This window comes from Paenibacillus oryzisoli (assembly GCF_050467285.1).
In the GTDB taxonomy this organism is placed as follows: Bacteria; Bacillota; Bacilli; order Paenibacillales; family NBRC-103111; genus Paenibacillus_E; species Paenibacillus_E oryzisoli_A.
Map to the genome: position 1 here is coordinate 445,595 of NZ_JBCMUN010000001.1, position 24,312 is coordinate 469,906.

General features: G+C 52.9%; 15 protein-coding genes and 1 riboswitch. Of the genes, 11 read left to right on the plus strand and 4 right to left on the minus strand.

Annotated elements, in window-relative coordinates; all coding sequences use genetic code 11:
- Positions 1-497: 497 nt before the first annotated feature.
- A complete protein-coding gene (locus ABE504_RS01725; RefSeq protein WP_430083589.1) occupies positions 498-2,663 on the plus strand; it encodes a Sip1-related alpha-galactosidase in 2,166 nt (721 codons plus the stop codon).
- 187 nt (positions 2,664-2,850) lie between these two features.
- Here ABE504_RS01725 and ABE504_RS01730 read toward each other — a convergent pair whose 3' ends face one another.
- Positions 2,851-5,163 carry an S-layer homology domain-containing protein gene (locus tag ABE504_RS01730; protein WP_430083592.1) on the minus strand — a complete coding sequence of 771 codons (2,313 nt, stop codon included), beginning with the start codon at positions 5,161-5,163 and terminating at the stop codon, positions 2,851-2,853.
- A gap of 369 nt (positions 5,164-5,532) precedes the next feature.
- Between ABE504_RS01730 and ABE504_RS01735 the strand changes: the two genes are divergently transcribed.
- Both ABE504_RS01735 and ABE504_RS01740 read left to right on the plus strand, forming a co-directional pair.
- Positions 5,533-7,020, plus strand: coding sequence for a catalase (locus ABE504_RS01735; RefSeq protein WP_430083595.1), 1,488 nt, complete (start codon positions 5,533-5,535; stop codon positions 7,018-7,020).
- Entirely contained in the window at positions 7,004-7,285 is a 282-nt protein-coding gene (locus tag ABE504_RS01740) for a Fur family transcriptional regulator (RefSeq protein WP_430083598.1), read from the plus strand. The genes ABE504_RS01735 and ABE504_RS01740 overlap by 17 nt, the downstream gene beginning before the upstream one ends.
- A gap of 250 nt (positions 7,286-7,535) precedes the next feature.
- Here the strand turns inward: ABE504_RS01740 and ABE504_RS01745 are convergent, their stop codons facing one another.
- From ABE504_RS01745 to ABE504_RS01755, 3 genes are all read right to left on the minus strand, one after another.
- Positions 7,536-8,945 (minus strand): hypothetical protein, encoded by a 1,410-nt coding sequence (locus tag ABE504_RS01745; RefSeq protein WP_430083600.1) that lies wholly within the window; start codon positions 8,943-8,945, stop codon positions 7,536-7,538.
- Positions 8,946-8,971: 26 nt separating this feature from the next.
- Complete coding sequence (locus tag ABE504_RS01750) at positions 8,972-9,751, minus strand: hypothetical protein (protein WP_430083603.1); 780 nt, start codon at positions 9,749-9,751, stop codon at positions 8,972-8,974.
- A gap of 204 nt (positions 9,752-9,955) precedes the next feature.
- Positions 9,956-10,135: a hypothetical protein gene (locus tag ABE504_RS01755; protein WP_430083606.1), complete on the minus strand. Its 180-nt coding sequence runs from the start codon at positions 10,133-10,135 to the stop codon at positions 9,956-9,958.
- A gap of 79 nt (positions 10,136-10,214) precedes the next feature.
- Between ABE504_RS01755 and ABE504_RS01760 the strand changes: the two genes are divergently transcribed.
- The 8 genes from ABE504_RS01760 (at position 10,215) to ABE504_RS01795 (ending at position 24,300) form a co-directional block, all read left to right on the plus strand.
- Positions 10,215-11,726, plus strand: a complete 1,512-nt coding sequence (locus tag ABE504_RS01760; protein ID WP_430083609.1) for a spore germination protein — start codon at positions 10,215-10,217, stop codon at positions 11,724-11,726.
- Entirely contained in the window at positions 11,723-12,919 is a 1,197-nt protein-coding gene (locus tag ABE504_RS01765; RefSeq protein WP_430083612.1) for a Ger(x)C family spore germination protein, read from the plus strand. Before ABE504_RS01760 ends, ABE504_RS01765 begins: the two co-directional genes overlap by 4 nt.
- Positions 12,916-14,025 carry a GerAB/ArcD/ProY family transporter gene (locus ABE504_RS01770; RefSeq protein WP_430083615.1) on the plus strand — a complete coding sequence of 370 codons (1,110 nt, stop codon included), beginning with the start codon at positions 12,916-12,918 and terminating at the stop codon, positions 14,023-14,025. The genes ABE504_RS01765 and ABE504_RS01770 overlap by 4 nt, the downstream gene beginning before the upstream one ends.
- A 187-nt stretch (positions 14,026-14,212) precedes the next feature.
- Positions 14,213-14,305, plus strand: a riboswitch (cyclic di-GMP riboswitch).
- A gap of 139 nt (positions 14,306-14,444) precedes the next feature.
- On the plus strand, positions 14,445-16,664 hold the full coding sequence (locus ABE504_RS01775) for a putative bifunctional diguanylate cyclase/phosphodiesterase (protein ID WP_430083618.1): 2,220 nt from the start codon (positions 14,445-14,447) through the stop codon (positions 16,662-16,664).
- 104 nt (positions 16,665-16,768) lie between these two features.
- Positions 16,769-18,562, plus strand: coding sequence for an adenine deaminase (gene ade / locus ABE504_RS01780; protein ID WP_430083621.1), 1,794 nt, complete (start codon positions 16,769-16,771; stop codon positions 18,560-18,562).
- A gap of 138 nt (positions 18,563-18,700) precedes the next feature.
- Positions 18,701-21,511: a polysaccharide lyase family 8 super-sandwich domain-containing protein gene (locus ABE504_RS01785; protein WP_430083623.1), complete on the plus strand. Its 2,811-nt coding sequence runs from the start codon at positions 18,701-18,703 to the stop codon at positions 21,509-21,511.
- Positions 21,512-21,724: 213 nt separating this feature from the next.
- Positions 21,725-23,503 carry a cache domain-containing sensor histidine kinase gene (locus ABE504_RS01790; RefSeq protein ID WP_430083625.1) on the plus strand — a complete coding sequence of 593 codons (1,779 nt, stop codon included), beginning with the start codon at positions 21,725-21,727 and terminating at the stop codon, positions 23,501-23,503.
- 2 nt (positions 23,504-23,505) lie between these two features.
- A complete protein-coding gene (locus ABE504_RS01795) occupies positions 23,506-24,300 on the plus strand; it encodes a response regulator transcription factor (RefSeq protein WP_430083628.1) in 795 nt (264 codons plus the stop codon).
- Positions 24,301-24,312: the final 12 nt, after the last annotated feature.

A 24,312-nucleotide genomic window follows, 5' to 3' on the forward strand; every position in this document is an offset into this window, starting at 1 on the left:
CGGCTGGTCGGCACTGGCTGAGAGGCGCGGGCCGGCTGTTGGCTTTGCAAGAGCTTTGAGTGAGTGCGGGGAAGCGGTGGAGGAGCGAGGCGCGCGGGTAACAAACACAACGGAACGTCAGGGCGCTATTTGGTTAATTTTCGCTGATTTTCCCGAGATGCGGAACGAGGATGCGCTATTCGGGCCCGAAACCCGTAGAATGCTGCAAAAAGGCGCAAATAAGGGCATCTCACTCCGCTTCCAGCAAAAGTCGGCCAATCTTGCAAAAATAGTGCATCCACGTTCCTCTTGTTGGAGACGGTGAGATTGTGAGGATCTGGATGCGAGGGGTTCGACAATCTGCTGCTTCTGCCGCAGCGTTCCGCTGCATGTGCAAGCTTTTCGATAGAGTGATGCTCGCTCAGAGGGCATCACTCTCATCCGTTTTATGTGCCAGCGACAAAGCCGGCTGCTCTATCTCATAGAAACAAGACTATACAACGATCAGGAAGTGGGCCATGATGTTTACCTACCAGAACTTAACTTTATTTGCGGGATCGGGGGCACCGGTGCTGCGCGGTTTCGGTCTAACCGTTTCGCTCGTGGGGGAAACGCCGAAACGGCTCACATTTCAAGCTTGCGAGCATGTGACCGGCACCGATAAGCACGAGGCGTTTGAGGAATACACGCTGCGATTCCAGGATGAGGCTGAGCCTGCAACCGTATCGGCGACGTTTCGGCTGCGCTGCTGCGGAGATACTGTGCTTGGCTTCGTGGACGCGCAGGTGCTTGGCGGGCCTGCTTTTATGAGCCGGCGATCGTTCGCGCCGGTCAAAGGGGTGGCTGTCACAGTCGAGGAGATGAACGATGTGCAGGGGCTGATGGCGAACTACCAGCATAACGAGTGGTGGACGCGGCCGCATTTTGGCTCGGATGTATCGCAGCTTCCCGAACGTACGATTTCCCTGCTGTGGCGAACGGAGGACGCCTATTTCAGGCTGCTCCCGGTGTGCGGGCCGGAGGTTCGGGCCGATGTCACGGGTGGCGGCGGGGAGGAGGGCGCTGGCTTCTCGGTCGGCTTGTCCTCGCATCGGGGCGGGCTGCAGCGGACTGAGGCGCTGGCTTTTGTGCTTGGCGGCGGCGCTGACCCTTACGCACTGGCGGAGCGAACCACGGACGCTGCACTCCTGGCGCTGAACGGTCCCGCCATCCTGCGAAAGGGCAAAACCTATCCCGAAGTGCTGGATTACTTAGGCTGGTGCAGCTGGGATGCCTTTTATCAAAAAGTGGATGAACAGGGGGTACTCGCCAAGGCGGCGGAGTTCAATGCGCTCGGCGTTCCTGTACGCTGGGTCATGATCGATGACGGCTGGTCGACGACGGCTGACGGCAAGCTGCTCGGTTTTGAGGCGGATGCGGCTAAATTTCCGGAAGGGCTCGGGCATACAGCCCGCCGGCTCAAAGAGCAGCACGGCATCCGCTGGGTCGGCGTCTGGCATACGATTGCGGGATATTGGTGCGGCATTCACCCGCTAAGCGTCATGGCTGCAGAACTGCGCCCATACCTTTATGCCACGCCTGACGGCAGCCTGATCCCATACCCCGATCCGGCGCTGGGTTTCGGCTTCTGGAACGCTTGGCACGGCTATTTGCGGCGGCAGGGCATCGACTTCGTCAAGGTGGACAGCCAAGCAGCGATCGGCAATTTTATGCAATATGACAAGACGATTGGGGCTGCGGCATCCGCTACTCATCAGGCGCTTGAAGCTTCCACAGCGCTGCATTTTGATAAGAGGATGATCAACTGCATGGGGCTCGCCGCCGAAAATATTTGGCACCGTCCGGCCTCGGCGGTATCGCGGAACAGTGATGACTTTATGCCGAGAAGTCAGCACGGCTTCAGGGAGCATGCTTTGCAGAATGCGTACAATTCTTTTTATCACGGGCCCTTCTATTGGGGCGATTGGGATATGTTCTGGACGATGAATCATGACGACCTGCAAAATGCCGTGCTCCGCGCGATCAGCGGCGGTCCCGTCTATATCAGCGATCCGCTGGAGCGGACCGATCCGGCCAAGCTGCTGCCGCTGACGTACCGCGACGGCAAGCTGCTGCGCTGCGATCAGCCGGCTGTGCCGACCCTGGACGGCTTGCTGAGAGATCCGACGCGCGAGCTTATCCCGCTCAAGCTGTGGAACACAGCCGGGAGCGCTGGTCTGGTCGCCGCGTTCCACATCGCGGAAACGGCGAGCGCGGTGCAGGGCACCGTATCCGCCGAGGACGTGCCTGCGCTTGCCGGGCAGCGCGTGGCGCTGTACGAGCATTTCTCACAGACGTGCCGCGTGCTGGAAGCGGGCGAAGCGTTCCCGTTTGATTTGCAGCCGGAGGCATGCAAGTTGTTTCTTCTCGCACCGCTGAGCAGCGATGTGACCGGTGTGACGCCGCTGGGGCTGGCGGACAAATTCGCCTCCTCCCACGCACTTATTCAACAGTCGCGACTGGGGGATGCGGATGTGGTGCGGCTGCGGGAGGGCGGCAAGTTCTTGTTCTACGCCCCAGTGAAACCCGAGCTCGTGCTGGTTAATGAGGCGGAGCGGCAGGCTGCGGTGGTTGCAGAGGGCTTCTACGAGGTTGATTGCAGTGAGCAACCAGGTGAAGTTGTCGTCAAGATTGCTTGCAAGTGAGCTGCAAAGCATGGACGATTGGGATAAATATGTAGACGGCGCGAAGAAGCTCGGTCTTCCTCGGCTGATGGATCTGTACAGGGTTCTTTGATATTGCTGCTCGGGATCGTTCTCGCTCGAAAATAAACAGAGATGATGCCTCGTAGACATCATCTCGTGAAAAGGTACACTATTTGATGGGATTAGGTTAATTGATAGAATCCAACAAAGTTTTCACATCAGGATTAAGGTTTAGTGTTTTCAATATGACCGTCAAAGCTTCAGCGCGGGTAGACCGTGCTTTCGGAACGAACTTACTGTCGCCAATACCGTCGATGATTCCGGTTTCAGCCGCATTTTTTATAGCGTCGGATGCGTAGGAATCGTTCAGGTCAGAAAAATTGCCCTTAGATGTATCTTTCGATACCCCATTCATGTTGATGATGCGGGACAGGATAACGACCATCTCTTCGCGCGTTATTGTCTTATCAGGACGAAAGGACAAATCCTCGTAGCCGCTAATGACTCCTGCTTGAGCAAGGGTCATAATCGATTGATATGCCCAGTGGTCGCTAACGTCGGAGAATGATGCATCGGACTTAGAGCCGCCCGTGATGCCAAATGTGCGGGTAATGATCGTCACGAACTCAGCACGTGTAATTGGAGCATCCGGCTTCGCGGAGCCATCTTCATACCCCTTAATTACACCGAGCTTTTCGAAAGTATTTATCGTCTTTTCCGCCCAGTGACCCTTGGTATCCGAAGGCTCAACAACCGGATTAGAGCTCGAGTGGGAAACCTTGACCTCGGCTACCTTCTCCTTGATCGAATCTACCACGTTCTTATCCGTTTTCACTACGTCCGAGTTAAAAATTGAAGTAGTAGTTGGAATCGGAGTCGGAGTCGGTGTCGGGGTTTGAGTCGATGTAGGTGTTGAAGCCGGCTCAGACGTTCCGCTGCTATGCTGTGGAACTGTGACCGTAATCGGAATCGTGTTTCCCAAGTAAGTGACGTTAATGGTCGTTTCCCCAGAATTGAGAGCCGTGACCAAACCTGTGTTGTTTACGTTAACGATACCACTCTTTTCAGGATCAAACGTTGCCAAGGAAGTAACATCCTGAATCGTGCTGTTGCTCAGGTGCGCCGTTACCGTGATTTGTTGTGTTTGGCCAAAGTCTACAACCATGTCGGTAGGAGAAACATCCACCGCTGTTACCGTAATTGGAGCCGTAACTGCAACTTGAATGTTGACCGATTGACCGCCATAGGTAGCCGTCAGCACCGTGTTACCTACATTTACGCCGTTTAGCTCGTCATTGACGATGGAAGCTATACCCGGTACTCCGAAAGTCCAAGTCATATCGGAAGGTGCGATGACTGCTGTGGACTGATCACTGTATACTGCCGTTACTACAGGAAGCGAAGCAGATTGACCTGCTATGATGGACACGCTCGACGGATTCGCCGTCAGGGACGAAACCACCGCTGGATTTACAATAAGAGTTCCAGTTGTAGTTGCCCCGTTGTAGTTAGCATCACCTCCGTAAGTATATACAAACGTATGATCACCAGCGGGCAAAATAGATGTTACAAAACTCGCTACCCCGTTTGAAAGCGAAGCCGTTTGAGATGAGTCATTGTCAATTGTAAGAGTAACTGTACCAGTTGCTGCGGCAGTTACTTGAGGGTCATCCGAAGTGATTGTTACCGAACTGTTTATCACTTGACCAAAGACTGCATTAGCTACAAGAGATTTATTCAAATTTACATTTGCCTTCACCGCATCTTGACCTTGGTAAGATGCTTCAGCGAAAAAATCCGTGTAGTTTGCCCCGCCAAGATTGATTACTGCGGCTTGGCCATTTCCTGTGCTGATCAGCTCGATGGTGGTTGGATTAAGTACGAAAGCGCCGACATCTACATGAGCGTTATTGAGGGCAGCATTTACATCTGCCACAATCCCACCGATGCCAGACGAGGTGTAGTCAGTAGTCAAGTTTATTGTTGCCGTATCATTGTCCATGTCGGCTATTGTGAATGTCTTGTTTTTAATCCCACTGGTACCTGTAGCTGATGTGGTGGTGAATAAATAACTTGCCATAGAATCACCGAGAGTCAAAGTTGCCGAAGAACCAGTTGCAGTGGACTCGATTACGAATTTGTCTGGGTTGTCTGGATTTTCAACGTAGGCCCTTGCCGCGGTGGTCCCCATGTTGGCGTTAATCCAATCTACCAATACGAAAATGCTATTATTGCCGGCTGTGGAGATTGCTGCAGTATGATTGTTACTATCTGTAATCGTAAGAATTCCTATAGCGCTAATCGAATCAATACCAGTCTTACTCACCAACCTTGCTGGTGTTGCCGATTGATTCGAGAAATCCAAATCAGTGATGTGTTTACTGTCTGCAACTGCTGGTGTTGCAGGTGTCGCCGCAAAGGACACTGAGCTAAATACTGAGAATGCAAGTGCAGATGCGAAAACAATTGCCATGATGCGCCGAGACTTACTGGAATGCATGAAGAAACCTCCTGATGGATTAATTGAATGGAAGATAAATCTATTGTAAAAATTCGACAAAAACCATCCTTATCCTTCATATCTCTACAAAATCAGAATACCTTCATCAACACAGGGTAAGAGTCTGTGTCATGATGCAAAAGAAGGGGCTGCCACGGCAGCCCCCTTTCCTTCTTCTGGTAATTTCGGTCGAATAATCCCGCATCTCAAGCGGATAGGATACAATGTGGCCACATTTGTGTCGTCAGATTCCTGCTGGAATGCTGGAAAAAGAATTGACAATCGTTATCAATTAAAATAAAATAAATATTAAATTATAATAATTATAAATAAGTATTCATTTTAATTTTGAAAGCGAGGACTTTTTCCATGACACATAACCCGAACTATTTAACGACGAACCAAGGCGCGCCGGTGGGCGACAATCAGAATTCCCGAACGGCCGGCCAGCATGGGCCGACGCTGCTGGAGGATTATCATCTGCTGGAGAAGCTGGCGCATTTTGACCGGGAGCGCATTCCAGAGCGGGTCGTGCATGCACGCGGCGCGGGCGTTTTCGGCACATTCAAGGTGGAGAACGCGATGAGTCGCTACACCAAAGCCGCTTTTCTCGGCGAAGCCGACAAAGAGACGCCAGTGTTCGTCCGTTTCTCGACGGTCATCCACGGCCAAGGATCGCCGGAGACAGCGCGTGACCCGCGCGGCTTCGCAGTTAAATTTTACACGGAGGAAGGCAATTACGATTTGGTCGGCAATCATTTGCCTGTGTTTTTCATTCGCGATGCGATGAAGTTCCCGGACATGGTGCATTCCTTGAAGCCGGCGCCGGATACGAATGTGCAGACACCTGATCGTTATTGGGACTTCATGTCACTTTCGCCGGAATCGACGCATATGCTGACTTGGGTGTTTTCGGACTATGGGACGCCGGCGAACTACCGAGAGATGAACGGGTTCGGGGTGCATGCCTTTAAATGGGTGAACGCGGTCGGCAACTACGTTTACGTGAAATACCACTGGAAGCCGCATCAAGGGGTGCGGAACTTGAACAAGTCGGAAGTCGCAGAGGTGCAGGGACGGGATTTCAATCATGCGACGCGGGATTTGTATGATGCCATTGCCCGCGGGGACTTCCCGAAATGGGATCTCTACGTGCAGCTGCTGCAGCCGGAGGATTTGGATGCGTACGATTTCGACCCGCTGGACCCGACGAAAATGTGGCCGGAAGACCAGCTTCCGCTGCACAAAGTCGGGACGATGACGCTCGATCGGAATCCGCAAAACTTTTTTGCGGATGTGGAGCAGGCGGCATTCGCGCCAAGCGTGCTCGTCAGCGGCATCGAGCCGTCCGAGGATAAGCTGCTGCAGGGCCGTTTGTTCTCCTATCCGGATACGCAGCGGCACCGCCTTGGGGCGAACTACCTGCAAATCCCGGTGAACTGCCCGTATGCCGCGGTGCGTAACAATCAGCGCGACGGTGCGATGCAGATGAAGCCGCAGGCCGGCAGCGTCAACTACGAGCCGACGCGCCACGCGGATGCGCCGAAGGAAGCGCCGGCGTATCAGGAAAGCTCCGCGCCGCTGCAAGGCCAAGTCGTACGGCAGCGGATTGCCAAGACGAACGATTTTGGGCAAGCCGGCGAGACGTTCCGCAGCTTCAGCGAGCAGGAGCAAGCGAATCTGATCGCCAATCTGATCGGCGACCTGGCCTCGGTGCACGAGCAATCGAAGCTGCTCGCGATCTGTAATTTCTACCGCGCGGATGCCCGGTTCGGTGAGCGGCTTGCCGCTGGCTTGAACGTCGATATTTCCCCTTACGTAAGGCGAGGAGGTGCCCAGGATGGCAGCCACACATGATTTGAACGGAGCGCTGCAGCGGATGCGCGCGAAGAATATTCATTTGACGCCGCAGCGGTATGCGTTACTGGAGTTTTTGTACACGCAGACCGGCGATACAAGTGTGAAGGAAATTTGCGAAGCGCTGCGCGCCAAATATCCGGCGATCACGGCAATGACGGTGAACAGCAACCTGCATGTGTTTCAGAAGCTGGGGCTGGTGAATGAGCTTGTTTTGCGCGGCAGTTCGAATTCGGCGCGGTACGAAGCGGCAATCGGGTCTTGAGCAAGAAAAATGGCTGCCATCCGGCAGCCATTTTTTTACCACATAAGAATTTATAAGTTTCCAATACCCGGAAGAACAAATTCTTATTGGCGATAAAAACTACCTTTAAAACACGGTCGCACATCCTTGAAGGACTTCGATAGAAGTTTTTCTCATATTCGGGAAGTATGATGTCTCGAAACAATAGGATAGCCGTAAAAGTTCCCGTCTCCGACAGTGCGGAAGAGAAGAGGCGTCGTCCTAGCTGCGATCATGTTGCCGAAACGGCAGCGGGCTCTTTACTGTAGTTGTTTTTAGCGTTGAATACGTTCTCGCCAAACCAGCTTGAGCTGTGAGATGTAATCCACCATTCGTCTTTTCCGGCAGTTTGTTGCAAGGTATACGTCCAATTTGATGTCGTTTGACGGGTGGAAGTGCTGTCTGAGGCAGGTGCATATTCGTACATTTCAGACGCGTTAAGTGTGATGGAATCACCGCGTATCGTTAACGAATCGGGATTCACAGCGGCTTTTAACAGCTTGATCTTAGGATCAGAGGGCTTAGTTATTGTGCCAACAAGATCTTTGTAATAAGCGGAATCCGTTTGAATTCCTTTTATCAATGAAGGATCGCCGGCATTCGTTGCTTTAGCCCATGTGTCTGCGGACTGCAGAATGACATCAAGCGCTTTTTTGCTCGCCGCTTCTTTCAAGGCGTCGATCAGTTGAACCTGGCTGCTCTTGGAGCCGTCAACGGTCATAGATCCTTGAACGGAACTCCCCATAATTTTAGCTGAAATAACAAATTTGGCAGTGGCAGGCGCAGGGGAAAGTTGAAGTTCTTGTTTACCTGCGGTAGGAACGACCGGTTTATCGTTTAAGGTAACGGAGAATTCTTTTATATCAGGAAATCGGATGTTAAGGTAAGTTTTGCTGGCAGGGGTGTAGGTAAACTTGGAGGAGGTCAGCAAGTTGGCGGTACCGTTGAAGGGCTGGGAGGCATAATCGTTGGAGAGCGTGCCCTCGAATTTGTATTCGGACGGCCAAAGATTTCGAATCGTCCCATCGCTGTCTGCGAGCGTGCCTATCGTTCCTTTGACGGTGTTTGTCCCGTCGGCTTGAAAAGCTAACTCAGACGGGTAGACGTGGAAGCTCCATTTGGTACCGCGCCAGTTCGAGGTGCTGACAAATTGCAGAATGCCTCTGGCGCTGCCGAACGCGCTAATCTGTTTCGTTGTGCTGTCTTGGGAAGCGGCTTGAGAGGCTGAAAGCCTGGCATCCGCCAAACTGTTTTGATATTGATTTTTCACCTTATCATTCAGGCTGTTCTTAAAAGCCTCCAACAGGGGGGCAGCTTTCAACTGAGCCTGATTAGGATCGAGAAAGCTGGCTACCTTGGCCATGTCGCCGGCGGATAGTGCCGCGTTCACTTGCTTTTCCAAGGCTTCGGGGCTTGACGGTCCATAAGTTGCATGGGCGATAAAGTATCCCGTCAAGAGGACGCCAATGATGGCGCCTGCTGCGCCAAGCCCGACTTTACTTCTGCGGGTGAGTGCCGGGAGTGCGATATTGCCAGACGTTCGAACTATCGCCGCCGATGCCGCTTGTTGAATGCGCTGGCCGCAACCGCCGCAATAGAGGTCTTCGAGCGCGGTTTTATTTCCACATGCTGAACAAAACAAACAATTTTCCTACTTTCTCTTGAAATTTAGAAGAGCGAATCGCCAATGTTCGTAAAGATATTTCCGTATTTGGCGGATAATGAACTAAAGACAACAGCGATTACAATGAGTTGAATGCCAATCACGATTCCATTGAATGTGAGGCTTTTCTCTTGGCGAATTTCATAGATTTGCATGGAGGCAAGAAGAATCGTGTTCAGTTGAATGAGAAGCGTAATGATAAGCAGCACCAGGGCAGCTTTTAAAGAAATCACATTGACAATGGCCAAGATCAGATAGATGGCGGCAAATGGAAGCTGCATCGCGCCAAGTTTTGTTGCGATATCTTTTATGCTGCGTTTCGTCCCGCTGATCCAGTTGCCGACAAGAAAGACAAGGACAATGAGCGCACAGATCGAAACGATGCCAAGCAGCAGCATGTGAGAATCAATTGGAAGCTGCTTTCCGACGCTTTTGATGCCTGATTTAACCGCTGAACCTCCAAACATGCCGAGTCCGCCGCCAATCGTATCTGCAATGCTGGAAACGATTTGTTTCTTCAGCGACCACGCCCAGATATAGAAGCTGAGAATCGCTGCCGCAATGCCAATCAAGCCGTAGATGAAGCCCTGGTGTTCGTCAAGTCGAGTACCGGCATAAGGATTCCTAAGCAACTGCAAGAGAAGATTCGTGTCGAGTGAAAAACCGGATGATGCCGTCGTGCTTCTCACTTCTGCAAGTGAAGCCGCTTGCTCGCTTTGCGCCAGGCATACGTGCGCATTGTCTCCCTCCAACCGCTCCCCGCACTTTGTACAATATGCTGTCATCTGACATTCCCCCTAATAGAAATATAGTAGATTGGACCTAATTTACGAAAATACTAGATGATAGACCCAATAATTAGGAGGATTATCTCAAAAATTGTCATGATATGTCAAATTAAATTTACATAAATATACGGGACTCTTCCAACACGACCGTAATATTTTCCTGTTTTTTTGGCAAAATATAACGATCGTACCGGCGGTTGCCTAACCTTTGCGCTGTCGCCACAGTGCCATAAACTTCTGAATAACTTGCTTGCCGCGAAGGCTGTACCACACGAGGACCGGTGCCAAAAAGTTGATGCCGAGCACTGCGCTGACGATGATCCACATAAACCATTCCGTGTTCAGCACGGACAGATAGATGAAGGAATGATAAAAGTCCATGGCAGCCGCTCCTTTCGATAATGTGTAGTTAGTGTAGCCAGCGGTGTGCGGCTTATTCCCAGAAGATGGGGGGACATTCATGCAGGAAATGAGACAGGGGCTTGAAGGGTTGAGGTTGGCAGAGAAAACAGCGGCGATTGAGGGGATATTTGGCCAATGTGTCGATTTCCAGCGCCGTGACTTTATGTTTTGCGGAAATCCTGATTATCCTGGCTGCTGCTTCTATGTCGAAGGGCTTGCGGATGCAGCGATCATTGATACCGCGCTCAGGGCGCTGGTCGTCAAAGGCCATGAACTGGTGGAAGAGCCTGCGCTCCTCGCCACGGCGGAAGAGATTCTCAGCAGTCTGATGTTCAATGCGGCGATTCAAGCTTGCAGTACGTTCGCAGCGGGGATTGAAGGCGTGCTTGCTGGGGATACACTGGTGCTGATTGAAGACGTCGAACAGCCGCTGCTGGTCAGCACCAAAGGGTGGAAGGATCGCAGCGTCGAGGAGCCGTCTTCGGAGAATAACGTTCGCGGTCCGCGTGACGGCTTTACGGAAAGCATCCGCACGAACACGGCGCTCGTCCGCCGAAGGATTAAGGATCCGATGCTGCGGATTGAGGGCATGGTCATCGGAACGCGCTCAAAAACGGATATTAATGTGGTCTACATTGAAGATTTGGTGAAGGTCGGACTTGTTGATGAGGTTAAAAGCCGGCTTTCCCGCATCCAGATCGATGCGATTCTGGAAAGTGGCTATATTGAAGAATTGATCGAGGACGCTCCTTTCTCCCCGTTCAATACGATACAGAGCACGGAGCGCCCGGATAAGGTGGCTTCCTCCTTGCTGGAGGGCCGTGTGGCGATTTTCACGGACAACACCCCGGTCGTGCTCATTGTACCGACGTTTTTCTGGCAGTTCATTCAAGCGCCGGACGATTACTATAACCGGTATTGGGTCGGTTCGTTTTTTCGCATTGTGCGTTATTTCGCATTTCTGATTTCATTAATGCTGCCTTCTATTTATGTCATGCTGGTTTCCTTTCATCACGAGATGATTCCCACTTCCCTTGCGCTGACGATTGCCTCCGGTCGGGAGGTCGTGCCATTTCCCGTGCTGCTGGAAGCGGTGCTCATGGAGCTGGCCTTCGAGCTGATGCGCGAAGCGGGGCTTCGCATGCCGAAGCCGATCGGCCAAGCGGTGAGCATCGTAGGCTCGCTGATTATCGGCCAAGCGGCGGTGCAGGCGGGGCTGGTGTCACCGTTCATGGTCATCGTCATCGCGATAACCGGCATTTCTTCGTTTGCCATTCCGAGCTATTCCTCATCGCTGGCGCTGCGCATTTTCCGGTTTCCACTGCTGATCGCTTCCGGTACGCTGGGGCTGCTGGGCTTCTCGGGAATGTTCTTTATTCTGCTGCTGCACGCGCTCTCGATCCGCTCCTTCGGAGAACCGTACATGGCGCCGGTGAGTCCGTTCCGCCAAGCGGACCAGCGGGATATGATGATTAGATTCCCGCTGTGGATGCTCGATGGGCGGCCGGCCTTTGCCCAGGATACACAGCGGATGAGCGACGACCAAATGCCGAGGGTGCCGAAGGAATGAGCGGCCTACGACATATCCTCATTGTCATGCTGGCTGTGCTGCAGCTGCTGCTCACCACATCCTGCTACGGCCTGCGCCAGATTAACGAGCTCGCGCTGGTGACAGCTGTGGGTCTGGACATTGGGAAAGAGCCCGGCTCGGTCAAACTGTCCGTGCAAATTATACGTCCAGCTGACGCCAGGGGGCAGACGGGAGCGCCTGCCGGCGGGACGGGACAGCCGATTTATTCCATCAGTGCGGAAGGCAGAAGTATTTTCGAAGCGATCCGCAACCTGGGCCATTTTACCTCGCGGCGGGTCTATTGGGCACATAATTTTTTGATCGTGATGCAAGAGGATTACGCCCGGCGCGGCATTTCGGATATGATTGATTTTTTTACACGGAATCATGAGCTTCGGATGAATACGTGGGTGGCCGTCACCCCGGATTCGCCGGATGAGGTCATCTCCACAATTACAGGGCTTGAAGTTGTACCCGGGGAGGCGGTCGATCGGCTGTTCCGCAATGTGGAGATTGTCGGTCTGGCGCCGGCATCGAATATGAGAAGCTTGGAAGAGGCCTACATGAGCCAATCCGTCCAACCGGTAATAGCGAAGATCCGGCTTGTGCCAAGGGGCATTTCCAACAAGAAGCCGGAAGAGCACGGCTCACTGAACCAGGTAGAATTGGCGGGCGCTGCGGTATTTCAGAAAGATAAAATGGCGGGCTGGCTATCCTTCAAGGAAACCAGGGGGTTAATGTACTTTTTGCAGAATCTGCGAAGTGCGGATGAGGTCGTTGACTGTCCCAACAGCAAAGATAATTTTGTAACGGTGGAATTTAAACAGATGGATTTCAAGGTAGCGCCTGCGTACATAAACGGACTTCCGCGATTTCATATTCGATTGAAGAACAAGGCCGATGTTGTGGAGAACAACTGCGGGCGGACGACCGCGGAGCTTCGTCAGGAGATCCAAGAGGCGGTGGATCAGAAAGTAACGGCTGAAATTCAGAGCGTCATCGCCAAGCTGCAGCAGCAGTATCAGTCCGATGTGTTGAAGCTCGGCGACGTATTTCGGAACAAGTTCCCTGTCGAATGGCAGAGGATTGGCGCGGATTGGAATGCTGTCTTTGCAAAGGCGGAAACGACGGTCGAGGTCCAAACAACGATTAAGTCTACGGTGCTGAAGGCAGGGAAGCAGGGGGTTAAATGAAGAAAATCCAGATCACGAACGGCATGTTTATCGCGATGGTGGTGAACTTGATTTTCGCCAAGGCCATCGGGTTGACACAGGGCGTGCTTGCCCGCGCAATCGGCCAGGATATGTGGGTGGCGACGCTGCTCGGCATGCTGCAGGGCTGTGCGATGATGTATATCGCCTATCTGGTCGTCCGCAGAACGCCGCATCTGAATTATATCGAGCTGGGCGAAGTGCTGCTGGGCAAATGGTTCGGCAAAATCATTGCTCTGTTGATCTTCATCCTGTATCTGGCAGGCTTCGGCCCGGTCCTGATCACCTTTGTCTATCACATCAAAGACTACTTTCTCCCCGAAGCGCCGGTATGGCTGTTTACAGTCTCCTCATTAATTGTAGGTGCAATTGGCTGCTTTTACGGTTTGGAAGTGATGGGGCGCATTGCGCTGATCGGGCTGCTTTTTATTTTTCTGTTGAATATTCTGATTATTATCGGTTCCACGAACGAATTCGATATACGCAATTTGCTTCCGCTCTTGGAGCATGGCTTTCCGCAAACGGCAGCAGCAAGCCTCCACTTTGACGTAGACTGGTCGCTTGCGATTATGCTCGTTGCGCTGATTATGCCGTTCGTAAGCGAAGCGGTGCCCCGCGGCAGCCAGCTTGGCGTGGTCAGCATTCTCGTAAGCGGCATGTTGATCGTCATCTGGGCGATCCTGGAGGGAGCGGTGCTATCGGCGGAAGTCACGAGCCAATATACAATTTCGTGCATGAAGTTGGCGCGGAATGCGCATATCGGAAACTTTTTGCAGCGGTATGAAATGATTATGATTGCGCTGTACTCCGTCTCTATTCTATTCGAGGTAATGTTCTGTATCTATGGCACATCCGTCACGCTGTCCAAAATCATCGGGATAAAGAGCCACAAGTGGATGATTATTCCGGTATGCCTCATGCTGGGCATATTCGGGACATGGATCGTGGAGGATCATTTTCGCGCCATTCATTATTTGGAACAGGATTGGCCGAAGATTGCACTGCCGATCGCTTTCGGTTTGCCGCTGGCGTTGCTGACGTTGCGATTGCTGTTTCGTAAGAAGCTGAATAGTGCTGCCAGGTCTTAATCAAAATTTAATCAAGTCCCAAGAAAATTCGTTTTTATTCGACAATTAACGATAATTTACGACGATAACAGAGTTTTTTTCTAGGACCAACATGGAAATATAGTTATTTGGAACTATACAAAACATAGACAAGTCATGGTAAAACGGTAGTATCAGGATATTTTTCCTAGTTAATAGTAATTAAACCAGTTTCCAAGGGCAAATCCGACGAAAGTCGGGGACGCAAAGTCATGGGTCTAAGTCTCCCGGATCGGGGAGATATGGCTGCCAGACCGCCGAATGTTTAAGTTCTTAACCTTCTTGTACAGGTTGGATAGGACTCATCGGTTGTGATGGGCGATCCTTTACTTGGCGCGGGAAGGTTTTTTGTCGAGGTTTCGTGCGGAGATTCAAACGATGAGAAAAGGACGTGTACGTGCGTGGTAACCCATTATAACAGGCTTAGCTCCAAACTGCTTACTTATACCATGCTGATCTTAATTGGAGTGTCAATTCCCATTTACTATGTCTCCGCTTCGCTGCATCTGATTCCGACCGATTTATGTCAGAAGCATATGCTGTATGTCGTTCCGCATGCATTCATTTTATACGGGCTGTACAGGCTGACGTATGATAAGGCGATCGGCAAATATCTGATTTCCGCTTACCTTTTTATCATTGAGTTCACGTCGCTGTGGTTCATTCCGTCCTCAAACGCCGGCTTTCTTGTGCTGGTATATGTGACACTGTCGCTGATCTATTTGAATCTTCGGGTAACGCTGCTCGCTTCATTGTACGGTTTGATCGTCTTGAGCATCCATCACTCGCTGAATGCCTACTTTAACTTGAATTCCGTTAGTGCTATCGTGCTGTACACGATTTTTGGCATGTGTTGTTTGACGTGTATCAGCATATGCATCATTGGAAAAAGATTCTTCGCCGATCTTCATCGCAGCGAACGGGTTGCGCTGGATAACGAGTCCCGCTATCGGCATATTTTCGATTTGGCGCCGGAGGCCAATCTCGTGCATCGCGGGGATCAGGTGCTGTTTGTGAATCAAGCGGGGCTGGCCATGTTCGGGGCTTCACGCATGGAGGATGTGATCGGGCTGAACGTTTCCTCTTTCATCCTGCCGCAGTACCAGCCGCTGCTCGCCCATCGGTTGACGCTCTTGAAGGAGGGCAAGAAGTTGGAGCGTACGGAGCTGCAAATTTACAATTACCACGGCGAAGCCATGGACGTAGAAGTCAACTCCATTTTGCTGCATTTTAACGGGCAGCCCGCGATCCTCACGAGCATCCGAGACATTACCCAAGTGAAAAAGTCCCGCGACTGGATGAGCTATATGACGTACCATGATCTGCTCACGGATCTTCCGAACCGCAACTGTCTGGTCAAGCGCCTCGAAAAAGAAATTCAAAGCGCCGAGGAAGGCATGAGCGGGCTGGCGGTCATGCTGATTGATCTGGATCGGTTTAAAATGATTAACGACACGTTCGGCCATGCTGCAGGCGATCTTTTGCTCAAAAGCTTCGCTCAGCGCCTGCGGACGCTGCTGCCGAATTACGGCTTCGTCGCGCGGCTTGACGGCGATGAGTTTGTTGCACTGCTGCCGCATGCGACGAACCGGGACGCCGAACAGCTGATTGCCAAGCTGATGGACGAGCTGATTTATCCGTTTCATACGGACGGATTAGAAATTATTATAACGGCCAGCGTAGGACTTGCCATGTATCCGAAAGACGGCCGCAGCGCCGAACTGCTCATCAAGCATGCGGACATGGCCATGTATTCGGCGAAGGAGCAGGGAATCAGCCATTATGTGCGCTACGATGATCAGATGAGTGAGGAAAGCAGCCGCAAATTGCGGTTGGAGCATGATCTGCGACGAGCGCTGGATCAGCGTGAGCTTCATCTGGTGTATCAGCGGAAGGAGAACATCCAGACGGGGCAGTTGATCGGACTTGAATCGCTGCTGCGATGGAACCATCCGAAGCTGGGGATGGTATCGCCTGCTGAATTCATTCCGCTGGCTGAAGAAACCGGTCTCATTATTCCGATCGGCGAGTGGGTCGTGCGCAGCGTGTGCGAGCAGATCAACGCTTGGCAGCAGCTCGGCCTCACAGTGCCGCCGGTGGCCATAAATTTGTCGGTGCGCCAATTCAAGCAGGACGATCTGGCCGAGAGATTGGCCCAGATTCTAAAAGAAAACGGCATCGCTCCAGGCCACATTGAACTGGAAATTACCGAATCGGTGGCCTCTTCCAACAATGAAGAGGAATTGATTCGCAAGCTGCATGAGATCAAGCGGCTTGGGGTATTGATTTCGCTCGATGACTTTGGCACAGGGTACTCGTCGTTCAGCTGCCTGCGGAAGTTCCCGATCGATACGCTTAAGATTGATAAATCGTTCATGAAAGACATCGCGCAGAAGCAGGAGGATATGGCGATCGTCTCCGCCATCATCGGCATGGCGCACAGCCTCCAGCTTCAGGTGCTGGCCGAAGGCGTCGAGAGCGGCGCGCAGCTCGAGCTCTTGAAGCAGCATCATTGCGACGCGGTGCAGGGGTATTTTCACGGCTATCCGGCTCCGCCGGAGGAGATGGCGGGTCTGTTGGCTATTGCACAAGAAGCGAAAGATAATTCACGCGTTTCCTAAGGGAACGGCATCCGACGGGATGCCGTTTTCTTGCTGTGATGAGGAAGTTGACACACTTCTCGCGCAGGGCTATTATGGCAACAAACGAACAGGAGGTTCTACGCATGGCAAATCATCAACGAAAAAGACTTACGGAGGTAAGTCGAACGCTGGCCAAGGTGGCGTTGGGGGAAGAGCCGGCCGAGTTGGTCATTCGCAACGGCACGCTGGTCAACGTCTATACAGGCGAGCTGCTGCCGGGCACGGATGTGGCGATCGCCGCAGGGCGAATCGCATTGATCGGCGATGCAGAGCATACGATTGGCCCGCAGACCGTCGTTCGGGATGCAGCAGGGATGCATCTGGTGCCGGGCTTGCTTGACGGGCATATGCATGTGGAGAGCACGATGCTCTCGGTCACGGAATTTTCCAAAGCGGCGCTGGCGAAAGGCACGACCGGCATTTTCATGGATCCGCATGAAATTGCCAATGTCTTCGGCTCGGAAGGCGTGCGGCTCATGCATGAAGAAGGGCAAGGACTGCCGCTGAAGGTGTTCACGACGTTCCCGTCCTGTGTGCCGGCGACGAACGATCTGGAGGATGCGGGCGCAAGCCTTGACGTGGCGGACATTGAAGCGGGATTGAACTGGGAGGGCGTGATCGGCCTCGGCGAAGTCATGAACTTTCCGGGCGTCGTCTACGGCGATCCGAAGATGCTCGGCGAGATTGAGGCGACCGTTGTGAGAGGGAAAGCGGTTACAGGGCATTTTCCAAGCGATGATGACCGCATGCTGCAAGCGTATTTGGCTTCCGGTGTCACGTCCGATCATGAGACGGTGACGCGGCAGCAGGGGCTGCACAAGCTGCGCATGGGCATGCATCTGATGATTCGCGAGGGCTCGGCTTGGCACGATGTCAAAGAAGTGATCAAGGTGGTGACGGAGGACAAGGTCGACACCTCGAACATCTCGCTTGTGACCGACGACGTCTCCCCGCAGACGCTGGTGGATAAAGGGCACCTCAATCACGTCGTGCGCCGCGCGATCGAAGAGGGCGTCGATCCGGTCACCGCGATCCAAATGGTGACGATCAACGTGGCGCGGTATTTCCGCCTTGAGCAGGATGTGGGGAGCATCGCCCCGGGCAAGTGCGCGGACATTGTGCTCATCGAGGATTTGCGCAGGATGGAGCCGTCGACCGTGATCACGGACGGCAGGGTGATCTACGATGGGGAGCAGCTTTGCGTGGATTTCCCGGCGTACGTGTACCCGGACCGTATTCTGAATTCCATGAATGTAAAAAGGCCGCTGACGCTGGAGGACTTCCGCCTGACAAGTCGCGACCCCGGAGCGTCTGTGACGCGGGTGAATGTGGTAGGCGCGATTGAGAACAGCGCGCGCACCGAGAAGCGGACGGCGGAGCTGCCGGTCCGTGACGGCCTGATCCAGCCGGATCTGGCGCAGGATGTGATCCGGCTCGCCTGCATAGACCGGCATCACGGATCAGGACAGATTTCGCTTGCTTTTACTCACGGTTTTCAGGTGAAGACCGGTGCAGTTGCGTCGACCGTGGCGCACGACAGCCATAACCTGATCGTGATGGGGGTCAGCGAGGCGGATATGGCGTTAGCCGCGAATGAACTCATCAAGCTCGGCGGCGGCACGATTGTGGTTGATGGGGGCAAGGTGCTGGCGCAGGTGCCGCTCCGCATCGCCGGCCTCATGTCAGACAAATCGCTGCCGGAGGTCGTCCGGGAAGTGACGCAGCTGGATGCGGCATGGAAGGCCATCGGCTGCCCGCTCAACGCGCCGTTCATGACGTTTTCGCTGATTGCGCTGCCGGTCATTCCGGAAATCCGCATCTCCAACCGCGGGTTGGTCGATGTGACGGCGTTCAAGTTGGTGGACGTCGAGATCTGAAGGGATCGCAAACGGGTTCGCGAATCAATACAATTCAAACCTTTTCTGAACATTAGGGCATTATCCTGATGTTCTTTTTTACTTATAATGAAGTTGAGTAAAGCGCTTTCAAAATATGCATGCGAAAGAGGGAATATGATGAGTTTAACCAGAAGCTTAGCGCGCAGAAATTACGTACAGGTCTTCCTTGCATCCTTGCTCTCCCTGGTACTGCTGCTTAGCTGGCTGCCGACTCCGGCACATGCCTCGGACGAGTATGATACGCTGCGCCTGAAATGGCGCGATATGTTGATCGGCGGCTCTTCCGTATCGACGTCTGATCCGGATGTTGTGACGGCGATTACGACGCTTACCGCTGAAGCGCAGACGAATTGGACCAACCTGAACAAAACGCCGGGCGGTACGACGAACTATCTGTGGGTCGATCTTCGGTCGTCCTCCGATTCATCCCAACTGACCACCGCGTACAATCGGATTAAAAGCATGGCGCTCGCCTCCCAAACGCCGGGCTCTACGTTGTACGGCAACACAGATTTAATTGCCGATACGATCATGGCGTTGGATTGGATGGACACCTGGAAATACTATGCGACCAAGACGTCATATCAAAACTGGTGGGATTGGCAAATCGGCGTGCCGCTGGCACTCAACGACACGGTTGTGTTGATGTACGATCTGCTCTCTTCAACGCAAATTGCCAACTACATGGCGGCTGTCGATAGATTCGCGCCGACCGTAGACAAAACAGGTGCTAACCGCGTCTGGAAAGCGACGGCTGTCGGCATTCGCGCGGTCATTGTGAAAGACAGCGTGAAGATTGCTGCGACCCGGGACGGCCTTACTTCCGTGTTCCCGAATGTGGCGTCGGGCGACGGCTTTTACAATGACGGTTCCTTCATTCAGCATAATTACTTCGGATACACCGGTGGGTATGGGGCAAGCATCCTCATGGACTTGGCTAATTTGATGTACTTGCTCAGCGGTTCGACGTGGGCTGTGACGGCGCCGGAGCAATCGAATCTTTATCAGTGGATTTACAATGCGTATCAGCCTTTGCTGTACAAAGGGGCGATGATGGATATGGTGCGGGGCCGTGAAATTTCCCGGTACTATGCACAGGATCGCAACACAGGCCATCTGATTATGCAGGGCATCATTCGCGTATCGCAGTTTGCTCCCGCCACGGATGCGGCGGCTTATAAAGCGATGATTAAAAGCTGGATTTCATCCGAAAATTCACTTGGCACAGGGATTAATTTCTACGGGGACGCCAGCGTCAACATGATTGCATTGGCTAAAGCGATTATGGCGAATGCTTCAATTACGGCAGCGCCGGAACTTGTTAAATACCAGCAGTTTGCTGCGATGGACCGCGCTGTGTTCCTGCGTCCGGGCTTTGGTCTGGGCATCGGCATGTTCTCTACGCGAACCCAAAACTATGAGTCGATTAATAGCGAGAACGCCAAAGGATGGTACAGCGGTGCAGGTACGACGTATGTGTACAATAATGATCTTGATCAATACAGCGACAGCTACTGGCCAACGGTTGACAGTTACCGGTTGCCGGGAACGACGGTCATCTCGCAAACGGGTACCACGGCGCAATTCGGTACGAACAACTGGGTTGGCGGCACCGATCTGCTCGGCACTTATGGGACGACCGGCATGGCGCAGGGAGTTGCCTCCAATGCACTGACGGCAAAGAAATCCTGGTTTACGTTCGATGACGAAATCGTGGCTCTTGGTGCGGGCATTTCCAGCACCGACAACGCAACGATCGAATCGATTGTCGAGAACCGCAAGCTGAACAGCGCAGGCACGAACGCGCTTACGGTGAACGGCACAGCGCAATCGACGGCACTGGGCTGGGCTCAGTCGCTAACGAATGTAAACACGATTCACATGGCTGGCAATGTGGCTGGCTCCGACATCGGCTACTACTTCCCGACATCCCCGACGATTCAAGCGAAGCGGGAAGCGAGAACCGGCAACTGGAAGCAAATTAATTCCAGGGCATCAACGCCTTCCACACCTTACACACGCAATTATTTGACGATGTGGTTCGATCACGGGGTGAACCCGACGAATGCTTCGTATCAATATGTGATTTTGCCGAATAAAACAAGCGCTCAGGTGACCAGCTACGCCAGTAATCCGAATATCTCGGTGCTGGAGAATTCCAACGATGCGCAGGCGGTTAAAGAAAATACGCTGAATGTCGTTGGCGTCAACTTCTGGAACGATGCGGTGAAAACGGTCGGCGGCATTACGTCCACCAAGAAGGCGTCTGTCATGACGAAGGAGACGGCAAGCGATCTGAGCGTCTCCGTCTCTGATCCGACCCAGGCGAATACCGGCAGCATTCAGATCGAAATCAATAAAGCTGCAACCGGCACCATTTCTGCAGATGCCGGCGTTACGGTGACACAGCTCAGCCCAACGATTAAATTTACGGTAAATGTCGGGGCGTCTAAAGGCAAATCGTTTAAGGTGAAATTCGACTTCACCGGTACGGTTACACCGCCGACGCCGCCAGCTGGCACTACGGTGATCGTCGATAACGCTGGCTCCGGCGTGACGAAAGTCGGATCCTGGACGACGGCCTCAACGGCAACCGACAAATATTTGACGAACTATGTGCATGACAGCAACACGGGTCAAGGCACGAAGAGCGTGACGCTGACGCCGACGCTGACAGGCGCAGGCAACTACAACGTGTACATGTGGTGGCCTGCGCACGCGAACCGTGCGACGAACATTCCAGTGGATATTGGATATGACGGAGGCAGCACGACCGTGACCATCAATCAGCAGCTGAACGGCGGCCAGTGGAACCTGTTGGGCACGTTCCCGTTTGCTGCAGGCTCGGGCGGGTATGTGAAGGTTCGCAACGATGGCGCGAATGGGTATGTCACCGTGGATGCGGTGAAATTCGATCCGGTGCCTTAATATCCGGGCACGGCTGCACGGCTCCACTATCCGCTTCCGTATTTGATGACGAGCGAACTGCACGAGAAGAAGCCCCTTCGGGCTTCTTTTTGCAGCTTTGGGGAGGGAAGAACCCCCCTTGCCAACAAGGATCTTTATCTTCTTCCGAACCGTATCGATTCATGCTAACATGAAGGGACAAAGCCGTGTGCGGCTAGGGGTTAGGGGGGCATCATGAAGCCGAAGAAGATCTTTTTACCGCTGCGCTCAAAGTTTATCTTTCTGTTTTTCATGCTAATTACGATCCCCTTTTTGTTAAGCGGTTACATGACGTATCGACTGTATTCTCAGAACGTTGAAGCCGATGCCAGGGCGTATACCCGGCAAATTATCGACCAAATTACGATCAACCTGGATCGTTATATCAAAGACATGGATCGGCTGACGCTAGCGCCCTATTACGATAGCAATGCGACGGAAATTCTGAACGCCCACCTCTCAACTAACCACACGAACGGCTATGTCAAGACGGATGAAAATCTCAAAATGAACTTCATGATCACGTCGCTCGCCATCGATCGGAATGAAATTCAAGGCATTATGATTTTCAGCAATGACGGCATCATTTTCAGCAATCTGCAAGAAAGCATCTCGCAGAACTGGGATTATGCCTCGAACCGCTGGATGGATGAGGTCGTCAGGGCCGACGGCGGGCTCGTGGTCATTCCGCCCCACCAGGTGAATTACTATTTTGGCGAAAATAAAACAGTGGTCTCCATCGCCCGTGTCATCCGGGACGCAACGACGACCAGCAAGCATCTCGGGATTGTAAAGATCGATCTCTCCGAGAAAGGGTTTGAGAAAATTCTTGCTTCCGCGTCTTTCAGCAAAAACAGCCACATCTACGTGTCCGATCGGCAGGGGCATCAGTTGTACCCGCTGCATGAAGATCCTGCGCAGTACGTCACGGACAACCACGTCTCGATGGTGGGTGAAACGTATCTTACCGCGGTCGAGCAGTCGGATTACACCGGCATGGTCGTCACCGGACTCATTCCGCAATCCGATATGCAGGCGGGGCCAAAGCAATTGATTCGGTTCACGATCCTCATCTCGCTAGGAGCGATTCTCGTTGCATATTTCATCGCAGGCATCGCGTCGGGAAGGCTCGTCAAGCCGATTCGGCATCTGCAAAGCAAGATGAAAAAAGTGCAAAAAGGCGACTTCACCGAACGAGCCAAAGTCACCACATACGATGAAATCGGGCAGTTGACGGAAGGTTTTAATGTAATGGTCATGGAAATCGAGCGTCTCGTCAAGGAAGTGTACGAGAGTAACCTGCGCGAGCGGGAGGCGGAATTTTATGCTCTGCAAAGCCAGATCAATCCACATTTTATTTATAATACGCTGGAATCAATTAACACGCTGTCCCTGCGCTCGCAGCAGTATGAGGTGTCGAGTCTTGTGGTGAATCTCGGGCGTTTACTTCGCTATACCGTCGACAAGAATGAAAAACACGTCTACCTCGGGGATGAGATCGCTTTTGTAGAGTCGTATTTGGAAATTCAGTCCTCACGGCTAGGACTTCAGCTGCGGACGGAATTTGATGTCGATATGGGGCATGAGTCGCTGCTGATTCCGAAGTTGATTTTACAGCCCTTGGTAGAAAATGTGATCGAACACGCACTGGGGGAAGAGCCGGTCACCGTGACGATTTCGACCGCGATGGAGCAGGAGGATCTTGTGATTCGCGTGCAGGATGACGGGGCAGGCATGACGGCCGAGCGCAGAGTGCAAGTGGAGAAGGGGATGTATGCCGGACAAGGACAAGGGCAAGCGTCTGCGAAGATCGCCCGCTTTGGCGAGAAAAAGAAGGAATTCGCGCTGCGCAATGTACACATGAGGCTCATCCTGCTGTACGGAGAAGGGTACGGCTTGTTTATTCGGGACGTGCTTGCCAGAGGCACGCTTTTTGAAATCAGAATACCTTTACGCTTTGGAGAGGAGGGCTGATGATGCTGAAAATTTTGCTTGTGGAGGATGAAGCGAATCTCCGTTCCCGGTTCCGCAGCCTGCTTGAGGATATGATCGGCGGGTGCAAAGTGGTCGGGGAAGCCTCAGGCGGCACCGAGGCGCTGGAATGGCTCAAATCGAATGCGGCGGACGCCGTCATCACGGACGTACGCATGAAGGATATGAATGGTATCGAGCTGACGCGCCGGCTCAAAGAGATCCTGCCTGCGATGCCGGTAGTGATCATTAGCGGGTATAGTGATTTTGCCATCGCCGTGGAGGCGATTCGCTATGAAGTGACGGCATATCTGCTGAAGCCGGTCGATCGTGTGGAGCTGACGTTGGTCATTCAGAAGCTCGCGCAAAAGGTAAAAAACAGCGCCCCAGCCGCAGCATCAGCCGGGAGCGCTAAAGAATCCGGCGCGGATGCCCCGGCCGGGGGCTCTCGAAGCGGCGACGCCGCCTTCGACAATGAGGAGCGGCAGATCATTCGTCGCGTCAAGGAGCTGATCGCGCTTCGGCTCGATCAGGATATTTCCTTGCAGTATCTGGCGGATCAGGTGAATTTGAACCACCGCTATTTGTCCGTGCTTTTTAAAACCGAAACCGGCATCAACCTCTCCGACTATGTCACGCAGTGCCGCATGGAGAAGGCTAAAGGCTTTCTCAAGCAGACGCAGCTGAAGATTCAAGACATTTCCCGGCTGTCGGGCTACCCGAACGCCAAATATTTTATGTCACTGTTCAAGCAGATGGTGGGCTGCACGCCGACGGAGTATCGGGAGCTGAGGGATTAGGCGGCGTAAATT